This is a genomic window from Desulfosediminicola ganghwensis, assembly GCF_005116675.2.
In the GTDB taxonomy this organism is placed as follows: Bacteria; Desulfobacterota; Desulfobulbia; order Desulfobulbales; family Desulfocapsaceae; genus Desulfopila; species Desulfopila ganghwensis.
The window spans coordinates 3,186,535-3,203,265 of record NZ_CP050699.1; the positions used below are offsets into that span (position 1 = coordinate 3,186,535).

General features: G+C 47.2%; 12 protein-coding genes. 3 read left to right on the forward strand and 9 right to left on the reverse strand.

The window, feature by feature from the left end:
• Positions 1-188: 188 nt before the first annotated feature.
• From FCL45_RS13520 to FCL45_RS13530, 3 genes are all read right to left on the reverse strand, one after another.
• A complete protein-coding gene (locus tag FCL45_RS13520) occupies positions 189-1,358 on the reverse strand; it encodes an ABC transporter substrate-binding protein (protein WP_136795951.1) in 1,170 nt (389 codons plus the stop codon).
• A gap of 347 nt (positions 1,359-1,705) precedes the next feature.
• Entirely contained in the window at positions 1,706-2,875 is a 1,170-nt protein-coding gene (locus tag FCL45_RS13525) for an ABC transporter substrate-binding protein (RefSeq protein WP_167495667.1), read from the reverse strand.
• Positions 2,876-2,948: 73 nt separating this feature from the next.
• A complete protein-coding gene (locus tag FCL45_RS13530) occupies positions 2,949-5,111 on the reverse strand; it encodes a methyl-accepting chemotaxis protein (protein WP_136795949.1) in 2,163 nt (720 codons plus the stop codon).
• Positions 5,112-6,048: 937 nt separating this feature from the next.
• Here FCL45_RS13530 and mutY point away from each other — a divergent pair.
• The gene (mutY, locus tag FCL45_RS13535) at positions 6,049-7,161 is read left to right on the forward strand and encodes an A/G-specific adenine glycosylase (protein WP_136795948.1); all 1,113 of its coding nucleotides are present in this window, start codon (positions 6,049-6,051) and stop codon (positions 7,159-7,161) included.
• A gap of 173 nt (positions 7,162-7,334) precedes the next feature.
• On the opposite strand, the gene FCL45_RS13540 is transcribed toward mutY, so the two are convergent.
• From FCL45_RS13540 to FCL45_RS13565, 6 genes are all read right to left on the reverse strand, one after another.
• Entirely contained in the window at positions 7,335-8,795 is a 1,461-nt protein-coding gene (locus tag FCL45_RS13540) for an exodeoxyribonuclease III (RefSeq protein WP_136795947.1), read from the reverse strand.
• Positions 8,796-8,833: 38 nt separating this feature from the next.
• On the reverse strand, positions 8,834-9,391 hold the full coding sequence (locus FCL45_RS13545) for a YcbK family protein (protein ID WP_136795946.1): 558 nt from the start codon (positions 9,389-9,391) through the stop codon (positions 8,834-8,836).
• A gap of 38 nt (positions 9,392-9,429) precedes the next feature.
• Entirely contained in the window at positions 9,430-11,121 is a 1,692-nt protein-coding gene (locus FCL45_RS13550) for a L,D-transpeptidase family protein (RefSeq protein ID WP_136795945.1), read from the reverse strand.
• A 268-nt stretch (positions 11,122-11,389) separates the two neighbouring features.
• Positions 11,390-12,649, reverse strand: coding sequence for a diaminopimelate decarboxylase (locus FCL45_RS13555; protein WP_136795944.1), 1,260 nt, complete (start codon positions 12,647-12,649; stop codon positions 11,390-11,392).
• Between the two features lie 43 nt (positions 12,650-12,692).
• Entirely contained in the window at positions 12,693-13,148 is a 456-nt protein-coding gene (locus FCL45_RS13560) for an Lrp/AsnC family transcriptional regulator (RefSeq protein WP_176360048.1), read from the reverse strand.
• 189 nt (positions 13,149-13,337) lie between these two features.
• A complete protein-coding gene (locus tag FCL45_RS13565) occupies positions 13,338-14,672 on the reverse strand; it encodes a multiheme c-type cytochrome (RefSeq protein WP_136795943.1) in 1,335 nt (444 codons plus the stop codon).
• Positions 14,673-14,934: 262 nt separating this feature from the next.
• Here FCL45_RS13565 and FCL45_RS13570 point away from each other — a divergent pair, with 262 nt between their 5' ends.
• Both FCL45_RS13570 and FCL45_RS13575 read left to right on the forward strand, forming a co-directional pair.
• Positions 14,935-15,798, forward strand: a complete 864-nt coding sequence (locus tag FCL45_RS13570) for a PfkB family carbohydrate kinase (protein ID WP_136795942.1) — start codon at positions 14,935-14,937, stop codon at positions 15,796-15,798.
• Between the two features lie 139 nt (positions 15,799-15,937).
• Positions 15,938-16,645: an N-acyl homoserine lactonase family protein gene (locus tag FCL45_RS13575; protein ID WP_136795941.1), complete on the forward strand. Its 708-nt coding sequence runs from the start codon at positions 15,938-15,940 to the stop codon at positions 16,643-16,645.
• Positions 16,646-16,731: the final 86 nt, after the last annotated feature.

Below are 16,731 nucleotides of genomic sequence, written 5' to 3' on the forward strand. Positions count from 1 at the left end.
ATCGTAGCACCTTGAATCTAAATTATTTTCATATGCTATTTAACCGTTGCCTGTACAATTGTTCAGTGTTTAACAGGTGAGCGGTAGTCACAAGCTGTCTGTTACTGTTACAGCTGCAAGTTGGATAAACAGGAACCATGGCGCTGCTTCAGCTCAGAATCGTAGCAACGGCAGTTCCGCATACCTGTCTACGGACACACTGAATCATGGGTTGTAAATTTTTCATCTACAATTTTGCCGACAACGATACACTTATCAGGGTTACCGCTGGCGTTGAAACTCATCATGCCGGTGGCCCCTTCAAAGTTGCGGAGCTTGGCCAATTGACGTTGAACCGCAACACGGTCATCAATAAGATTGCCGGTTAAGCCACCGGTATCTTTAATTGCTTTGAATAATGCACGCATGGCATCCCAGGTGAGCGCTGCAGGTTCATCAGGAACCAGGTCATATGCTTTGCTGTATTGCTCAACGAATGTTTTGTTAATTCCTTGAGCATTGCCGGGTAGATAATTGCTGGTAAAGACAACGCCGTTACAGTTTGCCCCGCAACGTTCCAGGAGTTCATCGGTTGCATATCCTTCTGTGCCAAGGATCGGGATATCAAGGCCGAGTTCGATCATCTGTTCAACAACCGTGGGAACTTCATAGTATTGCTGTGGAAGGAACAGTACTTCGGCACCTGAAAGAAGAATGTTTTTGATCTGTGCACGGAAATCAGTGTCTCCATTCCTGAATTGCTCATTTGCCACCACGGCTCCTGGACCATGGTACTCTTCAAAATCTTTTATAAACGCTTTTGCCATGCCGCTGGAGTAGATATTGGTGGCATTAAAAAGCACGGCACCCTTCTTCGCCCCGTATTCCTGATCGGCAAATTTGGTGAGAATAGGTGTCTGGTCAGTGTAGACAAAGCAGCTTCTGAAAGAGAAAGGCATTTTCTCAGTGGTTTTGGGAACAGTGGACCAGGGGCTGATGACGACAGTGGAGAAAGCATTTGCCATTTGCCCTACAGGGACTGCCTGTTTACTGCTTAAAGGCCCGATCATGGCAAGAACGCGGTGCTTTGAGACCTGTTCAATGACGAGATTGGCTGCCTTGGTTGGGTCAGCATCGTTGTTGCCGTAAATATATTCGACATCATAGACTTTATCACCAACCCTAAGCCCACCTGCTGCCTTGATATCTTCCAGAAGAAGTTCAGCTGCATTCTGTCCATGTCTTGCAGCTAATTCAAGTCCACCGGTCAAAGGAAAGTTAAAACCAATACGTATCGTACCGTCAGCGGCTATTGCCTGCGGGCAGAGCATAAGAAACGCAACGCTATAGAAGAGGAGGAAGGTCCTAATTTGGGTCATTGAATACTCCGTTAAGCTATCAACCGAGATACTCGTGGTATCAGGTAGATTATCTTTCAACAAGCTGATTTTCTAAAAATATCCGAACATTAGATATCTGTTTTGAAAATCGACAAGTGCCGAAATCAACTAAGACAACTTAGTGCCTTATGGACATATGCAGGTTTTGCAGATGTCTCAAGTGAACAGCATGCAATGACTTGAGACATCTGTAAAAAAGATTGTGCAATGTGCTATTGGTAAAAAAAACAATATTATAAATTGATTACCCACTAAGTTTGAATTGAGCTATAAAAGCCCCAAGTGTTTTCACACAGTTGAATCGATTGCGGTAAAGCCTGGTTGAATTATGGGCAGACAGAATCGTTGAAAGTGAAAAGACCATCAACGATCTTGACAATAATTGTGCACTTCTTGGGGGTCCCGCTGGCATTGAAGCTCATCATGCCGGAAGCACCGTCAAAGTTTTTTAACTGAGCGAGTGAAGTATTAACAGCCTTGCGGTCTTGGAGCAGGTTGCCGGTTAATTCACCTGTATTCTGAATTGCTTTCAACAGAGCCCTGATTGCGTCCCAGGTAAGGGCTGCCGGCTCATCTGGGTTCTTGCCATACGCTTTTGAATATGATTCCACGAATGTCTTGTTGATGCCGGTTGCTCCGCCAGGTGCATAGTTTCCTGTGAAAATGAGGCCGTCGCATTCACTGCCGCACTCTCCGACAAGATCTCCGCCGGCCCATGAATTACTGCCTACAATGGGGATATCCAGGCCTACTTCCTTGGCTTGACGCACTATGAGTGGGACTTCATTGTAATGCTGCGGAGTGAAAAGAACCTGGGCACCGGACAACCTGATTCGCTCAAGTTGGGGGCGGAAATCTTTGTCCTCAGTCCTGAACTCCTCAAAGGCGACGACTGAGCCTGTTCCGTTCACCTTCTCAAATGCAGCTTTAAAGGATGAAGCCATACCTCTCGGGTAGGCACTGAGTATATCGTATAGAACCGCAGCACGTGTCGCACCATATTCTTTGGCAGTATACTGTGTGAGAACAGGCCCTTGTTCTGTGTAAATGAAGCAGCTTCTAAAAGAGAACGGTTTGTCCTTGGTAGTTACAGGTGAAGTTGACCAGGGGCTGATGACAGTGGTTGAAAACGAATTGGCCATTTCTGCAACGGGGATCGCCTGCCTGGAACTCAAGGGACCGATCATGGCCAGTACGCTGTCTTTAGTGATGTGTTCTACTGTGAGAGCAGATGCTTTTACGGGGTTTGAATTGTTATTGCCGTAGAGAAATTCTACATCGTAAATTTTATCACCTACCCTAAGCCCACCTTGGGCAATGAGATCTTTACGAACGAGTTCGGCTGCATCCTTTGCATGATTGCCAACCATGCTGAACATGCCGATAAGTGGAATATTGAAACCAATGCGAATGGTACCGTCGGCACCATTGACGTTTTGGCATAAAACAACCAGAACGAGTGAGCCGAGCAAGAAAATGCGGAATAATCGAGTCATCTGGAACACCATAGTTTGGTGCCCGGCAACAGAGGTAGCCGGGCATTTATCATTGCAGACAGTCAGGTGGGAACTAGGCAGCCTTTACTGTGTCGGTAACCTTGAACATTTCAACAGAGGCACGCAGATCGTGAGCGGTGCGGCTCAAAATGTCCATTGAGGTTGCAGTTTCCTGGGAAGATCTGGAAGATTCAGTACTTACTTCACCAACCTCCTGCATTGTTACAGTAATTTCCTCAGAAACCTGTACCTGTTTTGTGGCTGCTACGGTAATGGACTCAATCAGATCGGCAAGCTGGTTGGATACCTGCTCAATTTCCTGAAGCTTGGCATGGGCCCCGTCAGCAAGCTGGGAACCCTGAACAACTTTACTGATACTCTCATCCATGCGGGTACTAACGTTTTTAATTTCCGCCTGAATGTTCTTAACAAGTGCCTCGATCTGCTTGGTAGAGTTACCGGAACTTTCTGCAAGTCGCTGGACCTCGTCCGCAACTACGGCAAAGCCGTGACCCGCGTCACCCGCCATTGCAGCCTGGATTGAAGCATTCAGGGCAAGGATGGATGTACGGTCGGCAATGTCGTTGATGATCTGAATAACGTTACCGATTTCCATGGAACTTTCGCCGAGACGTTTAATGGAGCGTGCAGTCTCGTTAATTTCCTCACGAATTTCGTTCATCGCGTCATTGGTTCTCTGTACTGCTTCCGCACCTTCACGGGCGTTGAGTCTTGAAGCCTCTGATACGTTTGCTGACTGCTGTGCGTTTTCAGATACGTCTTTAATGGAGTTTGCCATTTGCTCAATAGCTTCAATCGCTTGATTCACCTTTTGGGTCTGCTCGATATTTCTATTAGCAAGGGTCATGGTCTGCTTGGAAACCTCTTCAGAGGTATCATCTACGGACTCAGTGGCTTCTTTAACCTTTCGAATAATGTCGGAGAGCTGATCGGTCATAGCGTTAAAGGAGTCGGCAATAGCGCCGGTCATATCCTCGGTAACCTCAGCACGTGCGGTAAGGTCACCCTCGGTAAGGGAACTGATCTCCTCAAGCAGCTTCATGATCGAGTTCTGGATTGCATCGCGCTCAGTCTGACTCTGGATAAGAACCGTAACATTATCGAGCATGGCATTCAGCGTTGTGGCCATGGAACCAAGTTCGTCGTTACTTACAACCTCGGTACGTGCATCGTAGTTTCCTTTACCGATCTGCTCGAAGAGGGCAACGATATGGCTGATCTGACTGGTGAGACCACGGGAGAGTCGAATCGCGATAAAAATACCGATCATAATCGCGATTCCACCCACGGCAATTACGAGTTGCTGGGTGAGCTTGGTAGACTCTTCCATCTGCGTACGAGCAGAAGCCTCATTGCGAACTGCGTTCTTGAGAAAGGATGCAATAATCGGTTCAGCATTCTGAGCTGCTTTTTCATAGGTCTCGATCCTGGCAGTAATTACCTCATCGGTATTTGCTACCTCTGTAAACCATTTGGTGAATTCTTCGGTTTTTTGGATGAGGCGACCCTGCTCATGATCAGAAAAAGGCAGGCTTGAAATTGTTTCCAAAAAATTATCGCGCTCGAAAATGACTCCAACTGCGACATCGCGGGTAGGGGTCATCAGGTAATCTTTGAGAGTGTTCTGGAGCTGGAAATAGGCGTTGGAGAGCGCCATTGAGTCGAGAGTTTCAACTGTCGCGTGTAAGGCAGCTGCACTTTCCTCGAGTTTGATAAGCTCACCAAACTCCGGATCCGCACGCAGTTCAAGAATGTTCACTGTACCGATAAAGGCACTGAGATATTCGTTGATCGACTGCATCGCGGTCTGGGCGGTATCGATATCGGCCTGGCTGGTCGCCAGCTGTTGGATCTGATAGATGGTCTGGTAGGACTGACCACCGTGGTCGGTAAATGGGCTGAGGTATGTATCCTTGGCTTCCTGGATACCGATAGATTTGTATTTGATGAGGAAGTCTTTTTCGTAGCTTTGCATCATTCGCAGATGCTTCTCTGTTTCAAGACTCAGTCGCGCGATTGTACCGTGAATATTAACAAGGTCATCAATGGTCTTGTTGGCGATGGTCTGGGAAACCAGGGTAATCGCACTTACTGAAAGAGTAAGTAAAATCATTACGAAAAATGCAAGCATAAGCTTACTGCGAATGCTAAAGCTGCTTGCCAGTCGTGAAAAAAGAGTACTTTTTGCTTCAGCCCCTTTACTTTTGCTTTCCATCACTCCTCCATAAATCCAGATTCAGCCCTTTTCGGACTACCTTTTCAGACAACTTTTTCAGAAAAAACGAACTGGGACATACTTTTTACTACCTGTGTCGTTCGGATAACAGAAGCCTGGAATCTTTAAAGATTTCAATAACCCGTCTCCCCCCCAGCAACACCGTGTAATTTTAACCTCCTTGACCGACCAATTTGCGCAAATTAAAAAATCTCATGTATTGAATATGTTACATGAAATAATGGCTATTAAAGATAGTCAGGAGAGGCCGGCTTTATGCTGTATGTCCCTTGTTTAACAACGTAAAATTGAAAATCATAGTAAATGAATTGATATTGTTTGTCTAGCCTTGTTTATGGCCGTACTCCTTATTTATAAAAGAGATTTTCGACATATGTCGGTGTGGCGATGGATCACTCAGTAGATACTGATCGATTATCTCATATTGAAAATGAAATTTGGCAAATCAGGAAAGATCTGTACCCCTAAGGTGAAAAACAGGGGCGAGCTGAGTCTTTCTTTTTCAATCTGCGGATCAGTCAAGTTCAGCTTCACAAAGTGAAGAGTTGGGGACAGGGGGGCAGGGTAAGAGCGTAACGCCAAAGAGATCTTCTCCAATAAAATAAAATAATTCAGCATATTAGACAAAACAGTTACCAATAAGCCAGGCCTGCACCTCACGTTTTTTTCCTCACATTTTCACGCCAAAAAATTAACGGGGGAATCAGATTTTTTCTTTGAATGTATGAGCTCTGGTCCCTGATAAGGAAACCCCACGCTTCTGTCTTGACGATGGCTGGAAAAGATGGGAAAACATCACATTTTCATGAAGTGATGAAAGAAATACTGGTTATATTTTTACTTTGTAATTAACCGCTCCGGCAAAGCTGGAGACGAAATTTGAATATTCACTGACGGTTGCCGTATATAGAATCTCATGAAACATATTGCTGAAAATCTCCTGGATTGGTTCAAGAACTGCTCCAGACCCCTTCCCTGGAGGAAAAGTTACAATCCGTATCATGTCTGGATTTCAGAGATAATGCTGCAGCAGACCCAAATGGAGCGTGGCGTGGGCTATTTCACCAGATGGATCGCTCGATTTCCCGATGTTGCCGCTGTGGCCAGGGCAGAAGAGCAGGAAATCATGAAACTCTGGGAAGGGCTCGGTTACTATGCCAGAGCCAGAAACCTGCATGCTACGGCAAAGATTGTTCATGCTGAATTTGGTGGGGATATTCCTTGTGACACGGAGACACTCCTCACGCTGCCAGGGATAGGACCATACACCGCAGCTGCAATAAGCAGTATCGCCGGGAACGTAGATATTCCGGTGGTGGATGCTAATGTACTGAGAGTTTTTGCCCGCCTTTTTGATATAGAAGGAAATATTAAAAGTGGAGCAGTAAAAAAGGATATTGAGCAAAAGGCCTGGGAACTTTTACCGAAAGGTAAGGCAAGACTATATAACCAGGCGCTGATGGATTTGGGCGGTTTGATTTGTCTGCCTCGTAACCCTCGATGCAACATCTGCCCGGTAGCTGAGTTGTGTCGTGCAAGGAGGCAGGGTACAGTTGATGAGCGTCCGGTCAAGGTGGCAGCTGAAAAAAAGATTCTCATAGAGATGGCAACAGGTGTTCTGAATAAAGACGGCAGATTATTTATTCAGCAACGTCTGGCTGATGATATTTGGGGAGGGCTCTGGGAGTTTCCCGGAGGCGGTGTAGAGCCTGGTGAGTCTCCGGATGAAGCGGTGGTGCGGGAGTACCGGGAAGAGACAGGCTTTAAGGTTACGGTTTGCTCAAAAATCACCACTTTGACCCACTTTTACACCAAGTACAAGGTTGTGCTGCACTGTTACGGCTGCCGAATGATTTCAGATACCCTGCAACCTTTACAGCTGACCGCAGCGCAACAGTATCGGTGGGTTTTTCCGGAAGAACTCAGTGATTTTGGTTTCCCGGCGGGGCATCGCAAGCTGCTGGAATATCTGAATGGTTCCTGTCCCGAGATTCTTGTTGATCCCTGCTCTGAAATCGTGAAAAACTAGCCTGAAGTTGTGATCTGCATGTGCTGGTTTTACCCTGAGAGAGGGCGTGGTATCCGGTCGGCTAAAAGGGAGTGATTGCCAAATCGCCCTGGTCGGGGTGGCAGATGAATCCGGGCCAGGCTCATTCGGCGATAGAACAGCAATACAACAAGCTAGGATTGTGAGACCAGATGTTACGAAGCCCAGTGAAGGACCACCGGGCAGTGGTCTGAGCCCAAAATCTCCGGCAGTATCTCAGCGTTTTGCACGCGTGTGGCACCAGCTGAATCGACACAGAAGTAGTCGATGCGCCAGCCTATGTTCTTTGCCCTGGCGTTAAAGCGGTAACTCCACCAGGTGTATTGCTCCGGATCCTGATTGAACATCCTGAAGGTGTCCAGGTAACCAGCTTCAATAAAGCTGTCCATCCAATCACGTTCGTCCTGGGTGAAGCCGGCGTTTTGGGTGTTGGAGGCAGGGTTCTTCAGGTCAATGGGCTTGTGTGCCACATTGAAGTCCCCGCAGAGTACGACATGCTTTTGCTTTTTCAGGTTGTCGGTAAAAGCGAGCAGGGCATGGTTAAAGGCTATCTTGAACTCCAGGCGCTTTAATCCTTCTCCAGCATTGGGGAAATAGATATTGGTGAGATAGTAGCTGTCAAACTCAAGGGTAAGAACCCGGCCTTCACGGTCGAACTCTTCAATCCCCAAGCCTTCAATAACCTTGAGAGGCTCTTGTCTGGTGTAGACTGCCACTCCGGAATACCCTTTTTTTTCAGCGCTGTGCCAATAAGAAGTATACCCATCAATATCTTTGAGTTTATCTGAGAGTTGGTCGGGGTGCGCCTTGGTTTCCTGGAGAGCGAGAATATCTGCATCGAGATCTGCCACTATTTCGGCAAAACCCTTCTTTTCCACCGCCCGTATTCCATTAACATTCCAGGAGATCAGTTTAAGCGGCTGGCCATTGTGTTTTTCTGTGCGCTTGGAACTGGCTTTTACTGACCTTGGCGTAACACCATTTTGCGGACAAGCGCCTTGCAGGGGGCATATGTCGCAATGTGGCCGAACCGGCTTACACAGTGACTGCCCGAAGGCAACCAGGATAGAATTTACCGAGATCCAATGTTTTTCCGGCAGCTTTGCCCGTAATGCCATCTCGGTCTTTAATGGTGTGTCGGTATCTACATAACACCAGATATTCATGATTCTGTGAACATGGGTGTCAACGCAGATTGCGGGCTTTGCAAATGCAACACTTCTGACCAGGTTGGCTGTCTTTCTGCCAACCCCCGGCAACTGAATCAGGTCTTCAATGGTATCCGGTACTTTATCGCCAAATTGTTTGAGGCTTTGCGGCAATTGAGCCAGGTATTTGGCTTTGTTTCTGAAAAAGCCCACAGGGCGAATGAGCTTTTCAAGTTCTTCTACAGAAAGTTTTGCGAGTGCTTCGGGCGTTTCGGCTTTTTTGAAGAGACGGCTTGCGGCCTTGGCAGTGGTCTCATCCTTGGTTCGGGCTGAGAGGATCGTCGCCACCAGCACCTTGAATGGATCGCGGGTTTGAACTGCTATCAGATCGACGACGGGGACCTGTTTATCGCGGACATAGTCAGCCACGATGTGAAGAAAAGATGTGATGTCGATTTCTGATTTCATGAATTGCGATCAAGCGCTCTGGTTATACTTTTATAGATTTACCAATACCTGATTCTGCCGGTATCAATATGGACAAAATTTGAATCAGGGTAATAACCGACCCCACCTGCCCGTAGCGAAATAGCCACATCTCTCAAATCTCTGGTTGGAAGATCGGTAAGTCGTAAATCGATTGCCTGACCAACCAGGTGCAAACTTTTTAAGGCAACTCCGTTGCTGTTGGCTCGAAGTTGTTCATTGGTTGCTCCTGAGCGATATCCACCGATTACTTCGTAGGTTCCGTTACTCCCGGTTTTTTCCTGGATATTGGCAAGAACTTTCATGAGTCGGAAATCTATCGGATGCACTTCACCGGTGCGAAAATCACGCAGGAAGCTGTCGAGATCCTGTTTACGATCTTCCTGGGCGTCGAGAAAAGGGTCTGAGAGCTCGAATTTTTCTCTGGTATGTATATGATAAAATTTAAGTTTATGAGAAGGGACCGGCACTGCATGCAGATTGAGAGGCCTCGCAAGTCCGGCACATAGGGTAAGTTTCGCAGCTGTGGCAATGAACCTGCGCCTGCACAGCTGCGCATCGGGTTGTGGTGGTATCATCTGGTGTTGAATATGGTAAAAAACGTGATAATGTAGAACTAAAACAGCGCTTTAGCGAGTTTTTTGTCGCGAGAATAAACGTCTACATTAAAATGGATTGTCCCATCTTTGTCAACCCAGCTTGTTTGATACGTGATGTGTACGGGGATAGGTCTGGATAGCTGAATAACCTTACGGGAATTGCTGTCATAGGCGGTATCGATTCTCTCGGTATTCCAGTCACCATGTTGATCTTCCAGGAGAAAATAGGCAAGGGCCCGGGGGTCGCTCACGCGGATACAACCATGGCTGAAATCTCTGTTCGTGTAGTTAAACAGTTGCGGAGATGAGGTGTCGTGCAGGTAGACATCATACCGGTTTGGAAAGAGAAACTTGATTCTTCCCAGAGGATTTTTGGGACCGGGGTCCTGGCGTAGCCTGTAACCTGCCATCTGGCCGGGGCTTACCGAATTCCAGTCAATCGAAGTTGAGTCCAGTTCCCTGGCGTTACCATTCCAACTGGAGTAGAGGCGAATATTTCGCTGTTTGAGAGAACCAGGGTCTTTCCTCAGCTTTGGCAGTTCCTCATTCTTGGCAATACTGGTTGGAATGGTCCAGTAGGGGTTAATATCAATCTGTCGGATAATATTACTGAAAACCGGGGTCTGGTGTCGCTCTTTTCCAACGACCACCCGAATATCCAGAGCCTGTTCCTGGCCCATGTCACGATATGCTTTTAAATTATAACCGGCAATATTCACCAATACATATTTTGAGCCGAGATCGTGCGATTGCCAGCGCCAGCGAGCGAGGTTGATTCGTATGGTTTTGATACGTTCATCAACGGTGACATTAAGCGCGCCTCTGGTATTGATGCCGATAACCCCGTCTGGTTTAAGACCGTTCCGGAGTTGAAATTTAATCACAGCGTCTCTCAGCTCCAGATCATAACGGTACGGGTCGGGTGGGTTGGATTCTTGAGAAAGTTCACCTGTCATTTTAAGGCGTTCACGCACAATCGCAACACGTGTGTCTCTATTACCCGGAAAAATTTTTAATCCTTCAGGCAGGTATGGCCACCCACCCTGAAGGGCAATGATACGATACTTCTCAAGGGCGTTCTTCAGGCTGGTGTAATGAACATGCTGCGGAGGAAGTTGTTCGAGATAGTCTTTGATATTATTAGCAAATCGTACCTGTTGAATGGCGAAAACCGGATTGAAATCACGATACCCAGCTTCAGGAAAGAGTTGAGGATTGGTGACACTGGGGCTGAGCTGACCGTAACTTATGTCGTGTATATAATGAACAAGATTGTAGGTGAGGAGAGTGTCGAGCTTTGCCAGGTCAGTGGCATTTTTTGAATTCCATAACTGCCTGATTTCACCTACCTGGTAAATCAGGGGGTTGAGGCCGTGTTTTTCGGAGTCCTGAAGATATTCAAAAATTATCCTGGCTTTGTACGATGGTCCTTTTGAGCTGACCCAAAGGGGGGTGGAGTCATACTTTGTATAAATTATGGCCAGACAAATGTCTTTAGAGGCCAGTAATGGCGTGTTATTTTCGAGCTGTACCAGGTCTATAGGCTGGCATCCGAGATGTTTTTGCAGTTCTAAAGCTATCTGTTGTTCAGACGCAGCGGAGTGGCTGACTGCCGGCGAGACTAGAAGACATAACAGAGAGATACTGAGGAGGGTTTGCGTGAACCAGCAAAGAGTTGTGAATTTGCTTTTGAGTCCTGAAATACTCATAGGATCCTGCTTGCTTTAAATTGCATTTGGTAAGAACTGCTGACTGGAGCAATCCTGACTGGGAAGAAGACTTTTCTCGTACGAATATATTAATTATGCAATTTCACTGTGGGCATTACAAATACAGATTAAACATAAACTCTGCTAAATGTAATAGTTGCAGGTTGAAAAAAAATATCTGATTGTTCTATGGAGATAATTTGTACTACGGATGAGGAGAATTGCGCCCTGATGCGGGGCAGGGCGCTGTAACTATAAGCCGAGTGGCTTATAGGGAAAGGCTGTCGGTGGTGAAGTCGAGGGTCGCAAAGTAGTCTTCAGGCCGTTCTTCGCGACGGATAAGTTCGGCAGTCCCTTTGACTGTCAACATGAGCTCTTTCGGGCGGAGTTTACCATTATAATTGAAGCCCATGGCATGGCCGTGTGCACCAGTGTCGTGGATGATCAGAATATCGCCGTCCTGGATAGCAGGGAGTTTTCTCTGAATTGCGAACTTGTCGTTGTTTTCACATAAGGAGCCGACCACATCCACGGTTTCCATCTCACAACTCTCATCCTTGCCAAGAACATCAATATGGTGATATGCGCCATAGAGTGCAGGTCGCATCAGGGCGCTCATGCAGGTATCAACTCCGATATAGGTGTGATAGATATCTTTGCGGTTGATTGCCCGAACCACCAGTACCCCGTGGGGGCCGGTCATAAAACGACCGCTTTCCATACATAGCGCCGGCATATAGCCATTCTTGTTTTTGAAATCCTGGAATACCGTCGTAATCTCACGACCCATGCCATCCAGATCAAATTTGTCCTGGTCTGGGCGGTAGGGGATTCCCAAGCCACCACCAATATTGATGAACTCAAAAGTGATGCCAAGTTCGGCAGAAATGTCTTCAACCAACTCCAGAAGCATTTCAGCAGTTTGAACCATATAGGAATAGTTCAACTCATTGGAAGCGAGCATGGTGTGAAGACCAAAGCGTGTTGCACCCCGGGCCATGGCCTGCCTGTAGGCATCGATAATCTGGTCGTGGCTGACACCATATTTTGCTTCGGTCGGATTGCCTATTATATCGTTGCCGGTTCTGCGAGTGCCTGGATTATACCTGAAGCAGATCAACTCAGGCATGCTCGGCACCTTATCGACCAGAGAAATATCATCGAGGTTGAGAATACAGCCGCCTTCCTGCTCTGCGAGCAGAAACTCTTCCTGGCTGGTATTATTTGAGGTAAACATGATATCCGCCCCCTTGGCACCAAGTTGACGGCTCAGCATTAATTCAGTGGTTGAGGAACAATCAAAACCAAAGCCCTCATCCTGCATAATTTTGAGAATGGAGGGGTTGGGCAGGGCTTTTACTGCGTAATATTGACGAAACTCATCGATTCCTGCGAAGGCCCGTTTCAGGTCGGCGCAGGTTTCACGAATTCCCTGTTCATCGTAGATATGAAACGGTGTGCCGAAATGGTCGCAGATGTTTTCCAATACCGGAAACAGCCTGCTCTTAAAAGATGTGGATATTGGCATGGTGCAGACTCCTGTTGAATAAACTGTGTATTGCCGAACTATGTTAACATATAGGGATTTTTGAAGTTTCTTTAACCGTGTGCATCACTGTGATTGTCCGTGTCGCTGCAACACCCGAAAGAGTGGTGATCCTGGTGCGGAGCAACTCACCCAATTCACGGCTATCCTTGACCCGTACCTTTACAAAGTAACCATCGTCACCGGTGGTGTAGTGCACTTCCTGAATCTCAGGCAGCTGAGAAAGGTGTTCACCAATCAGGTCAAATTCTTCCCCGCCGCAGTTGGTTTGAATTTGAATGAAGGCGATCTGGCCCTTATCGAACTGTTCAGGATTGAGCCGGACTTCGTAGCCATCAATTATTCCGTTCTTTTCTAATTTGCGTATTCGTTCAAGTACAGCTGATGGCGCCAGACCGACCTGTCGGGATACTTCCACATTCGGAATACGTGCCTTCTCCTGCAGGATTTTCAGAATCTCAAGGCTCTTGTCGTCAATCATATGAATCAACCTCCATTTTGGAGAAAAATATTCTCTAATGGCGTGTCGGTCAAGAATAAAATTCTCTATTGTGGCATGAGGTGAGAATTATTGTGGAGATGGATGGGGGTTAACATGAAAAAGGAGGCATCGAACCTGAATTCGCTGCCTCCTGACGTAGAGTATGGGTGGAGTAAATGCTTGAATGGCTTATTTGTCTTTTTCTATAAAATATGGTGCATAGATTTTTTGCAATTCACCACTCTTGATTTTCCCTTTCAGGGTTTTGGTATCTTCGATCAACCAGGTGTGCATGGGGTCGTTTTCCAGCATGTTTTGGATATAAGCCGTGATCTCAGGGTCATTATAACGGAGTGCCTCTGGTATGAATTTAAAGTAAAAGTTGTGCGCCACGTCATAAATACCATGCCACCAGGCATAGTCGGGACCCATCATTGCTGTACCCATTCGTGCCCGGCGCCCCTCATGATGCCACAGTTCCCAATATTCCCACTCAATATCATTGGCAAATGAGGCAGTTCTTTTCAGGACGTTTTTCTCCTGTATCATTTTCATGATTGCCCCGGCGGGCTTGGCGAATTTTTCGTTGTAGAGCATCACCAGCGCATCGTACTGATAGTAATGGCCGTCAATAAAGGTTTGCTGGTGGCAATTAAGGCAGACGTTTTCCATCGCTGTCCGACGTTCCTGCCAGTTATCGAGTTTTGTAGAGACAGGTGGTCTCAGGGTCCATGAAATTCTGTCGCCGACATCATGGGTTGCAGGTTGGCTGAAGGTTGCAGACATGTGGCAGGTTGAGCAGCTTGGTGCCTGGTAATAATCCTGACCAACAATCCAGGTATCATTATCCAGGTTCATGGTATCTTTGAATGAATAGTAGGCGATACCATGTTTTGATTCTTCAAAAATTTCTTTTTGCGGGTGATCCGGTCCCAGATGGCATTTACCGCAGTTTTCCGGTTGGCGCGCCTGGGCAGCGGAAAAGGAGTGGCGTGAATGACAGGCGTTGCAACTTCCCTTAGAACCGTCAGGGTTGATTCTGCCAATCCCTGAATTGGGCCAGGTTAAAGGGGAGAGTTTATTGGAAAGTGATTCATCTACAATTACCTTGGCGCCATGACATGATTCACAGCCGACAATGGCGATGGGATGACCGCCTGCAACATGCGCCAGATATGCGTCGGAAGACTCCAGTATTTCACCGGCTTTGGCGTGGTGGGATTTGGTTGCCTGCTCCATTTGCTCTTCATGACACCGGCCACAGTCATGGGGAGTGACCATCGTGGCAACAACAGCCCCGTTGTGCTCAAAACCGTCCTGGTCATCCTTTGCAGCACCATGGCAATCAAGACAACCTATGTCATTCTTGCCATGTTTTGAATTGAGCCATTGTTGGTAAAGACCGGGGTTGTCTTTTGCATGGCAGCTTACACAGTCTGTCTCCTCCTGCGCAAAGCCCAGTGAAACAAAACCAAAACACAGTGCAGCGGCTGTAACGAAACAGGTGTTAATCAGCTTTCTCATCTATACCTCCATCAAATTTATGGATTAAAGTAAAATGGAGCGGGCATGGTCGAAAGAGAACCTGGAATGCGTTGCAGGCATTGCTGAAATTTCTGGATAAATTGAGGTATGTATCCTGACTCTATTGACTGCATTGTGTAAATTGTAAATGAATTGATGAGGTGATACCAGCATAAAGCAGTATCGCGAACCACGGCTGTAACATGAGTATGGTGTGGGTTCAGTACAACAGAAGAACCGGGAAAAGGGGGGCAACGACATAATGAAATGTGTATTTTTGGGACTGACTACCCTTGATATAATTCATTACCTGAAAAGATATCCATCCAGTAACGAAAAGGTACGGGCGGATACCCAACTCTTTTTTGCCGGCGGGCCTGCTGCAAACGCAGCGGTGACCTGCTCATCTTTAGGTGCTGAGGCAATACTCGTTACCGGACTGGGACAACAGCCGCTAGCAGGTCTGGCCCGTCAGGACTTAGAGGACCATGGGGTTGAAGTTATCGACCACACCGCGAGGCCGGAAGATTTGCCGATAGTCTCCTCGATTATAGTTGATGAATCGAACGGTGATCGCTGTGTTGTCTATACCCGCCCCGACTCGAGCCGGTTGCTCGCTAACCAGGACTATTCGCAACTGCTGGCGGGTGCGGATCTGTTGATGCTCGACGGGCATTATCATGAAGCTGCTCTGGCCTGTGTTCGACGAGCGAAATCCCTTGGTCTGAAAACGGTCCTGGATGGTGGTAGCTGGAAAGAAGGACTGCGTGATATCCTGCCGTATATCGATTATGCCATCTGCTCGGGTGATTTTTATCCTCCAGGCTGTGGCGACACTGAGTCAGTGGTTGCCTATCTGAAATGTATTGGTATACCCAATATTGCTGTCTCAGGCGGAGATGCTGCCATTAAGGTATGGCAGGAGAAGTATATGGAGATAGCGATTATTGAAACAGAGGTCGTTGATACTCTAGGCGCAGGAGATATACTTCACGGGGCATTTTGCCATTACCTTGGTGATGGTGATTTCTACCAGGCTCTGGCCAGTGCATCCAGGGTAGCGACGCTCTCCTGCAGGTACCGTGGAACACGCCAATGGATTCATGAAAAGGGGAAACTCGATTGATTACCGGTCAAAAAAATTTCTTGAGGGAAAATTGAGTGGCTGTATGATGATAGCGTGTCGTGCTCCACATCGGGCTTTGTCTGCGACCAGACAATGACTGAGAGAGCTGTCAGTAATTACGAATGAACGAGGATGAGAGATGACCTATTCGATAACCCCTCTGTTGACAGGTGTGCGTAATCCTGATCAGGGAATCATGACCTACCAGCAAGGGTATGGAAAGCGTATATGGTTGCCCATATGGGCATTTCTGGTGCAGGGCAATGGACATAATATTCTGGTGGATACAGGTCTGGATGAAAACGAACTCTTCCCTCCGGCAGGTTTTACTGAAGAAACCGGCCTGACACCTGAAACGCTCGCCGACTGTCTTAAAGCCGAGGGATTGTCTGTTGATGATATTGACATAGTCATCAATACTCATCTTCACGATGACCACTGCGGCAATAATGCACTCTTTACCAAAGCGACGTTCTACGCTCATCCGGACGAGGTTGCGTTTTGTAAATCTCCCCATCCACTCGACCATCGTTACGATGAATACTTTATTGAAAATACAGAATTTCAGGATGCGGTGGATGGGCAGGAGATCGTCCCGGGAATTACTGTGATATTCTCACCGGGTCACACTGTCGGCTGTCTTTCAGTCCGCATCTCTACTGCGGTTGGTGATGCTGTGATAACGGGATTTTGCTGTAATAACCAAAACTTTCCTGATAATGGTCCGGCAGTATGCCCTGGTGTACACCTCAATGCGGTGGAAGCCTGGGATTCTATTCAGAGAATTAAGGCGATAGCGGCAACCATTCTACCGATGCATGAGCTAAGCCTGAAAAAGATATCCTGAATATGTAGTAATAGCAAGTTGTTCAACTACCATGTCGGGCATCGTGGCTTTTTGGCGACAACGCCGATGCCTATTTCGGTGCCTGA

Coding starts and splice junctions, on each gene's coding strand:
- FCL45_RS13520 (WP_136795951.1), bottom strand. CDS start 1,358: ATGACCCAAATTAGGACCTTCCTCCTCTTCTATAGCGTTGCGTTTCTT.
- FCL45_RS13525 (WP_167495667.1), bottom strand. CDS start 2,875: ATGACTCGATTATTCCGCATTTTCTTGCTCGGCTCACTCGTTCTGGTT.
- FCL45_RS13530 (WP_136795949.1), bottom strand. CDS start 5,111: ATGGAAAGCAAAAGTAAAGGGGCTGAAGCAAAAAGTACTCTTTTTTCA.
- mutY (WP_136795948.1), top strand. CDS start 6,049: ATGAAACATATTGCTGAAAATCTCCTGGATTGGTTCAAGAACTGCTCC.
- FCL45_RS13540 (WP_136795947.1), bottom strand. CDS start 8,795: ATGAAATCAGAAATCGACATCACATCTTTTCTTCACATCGTGGCTGAC.
- FCL45_RS13545 (WP_136795946.1), bottom strand. CDS start 9,391: ATGATACCACCACAACCCGATGCGCAGCTGTGCAGGCGCAGGTTCATT.
- FCL45_RS13550 (WP_136795945.1), bottom strand. CDS start 11,121: ATGAGTATTTCAGGACTCAAAAGCAAATTCACAACTCTTTGCTGGTTC.
- FCL45_RS13555 (WP_136795944.1), bottom strand. CDS start 12,649: ATGCCAATATCCACATCTTTTAAGAGCAGGCTGTTTCCGGTATTGGAA.
- FCL45_RS13560 (WP_176360048.1), bottom strand. CDS start 13,148: ATGATTGACGACAAGAGCCTTGAGATTCTGAAAATCCTGCAGGAGAAG.
- FCL45_RS13565 (WP_136795943.1), bottom strand. CDS start 14,672: ATGAGAAAGCTGATTAACACCTGTTTCGTTACAGCCGCTGCACTGTGT.
- FCL45_RS13570 (WP_136795942.1), top strand. CDS start 14,935: ATGAAATGTGTATTTTTGGGACTGACTACCCTTGATATAATTCATTAC.
- FCL45_RS13575 (WP_136795941.1), top strand. CDS start 15,938: ATGACCTATTCGATAACCCCTCTGTTGACAGGTGTGCGTAATCCTGAT.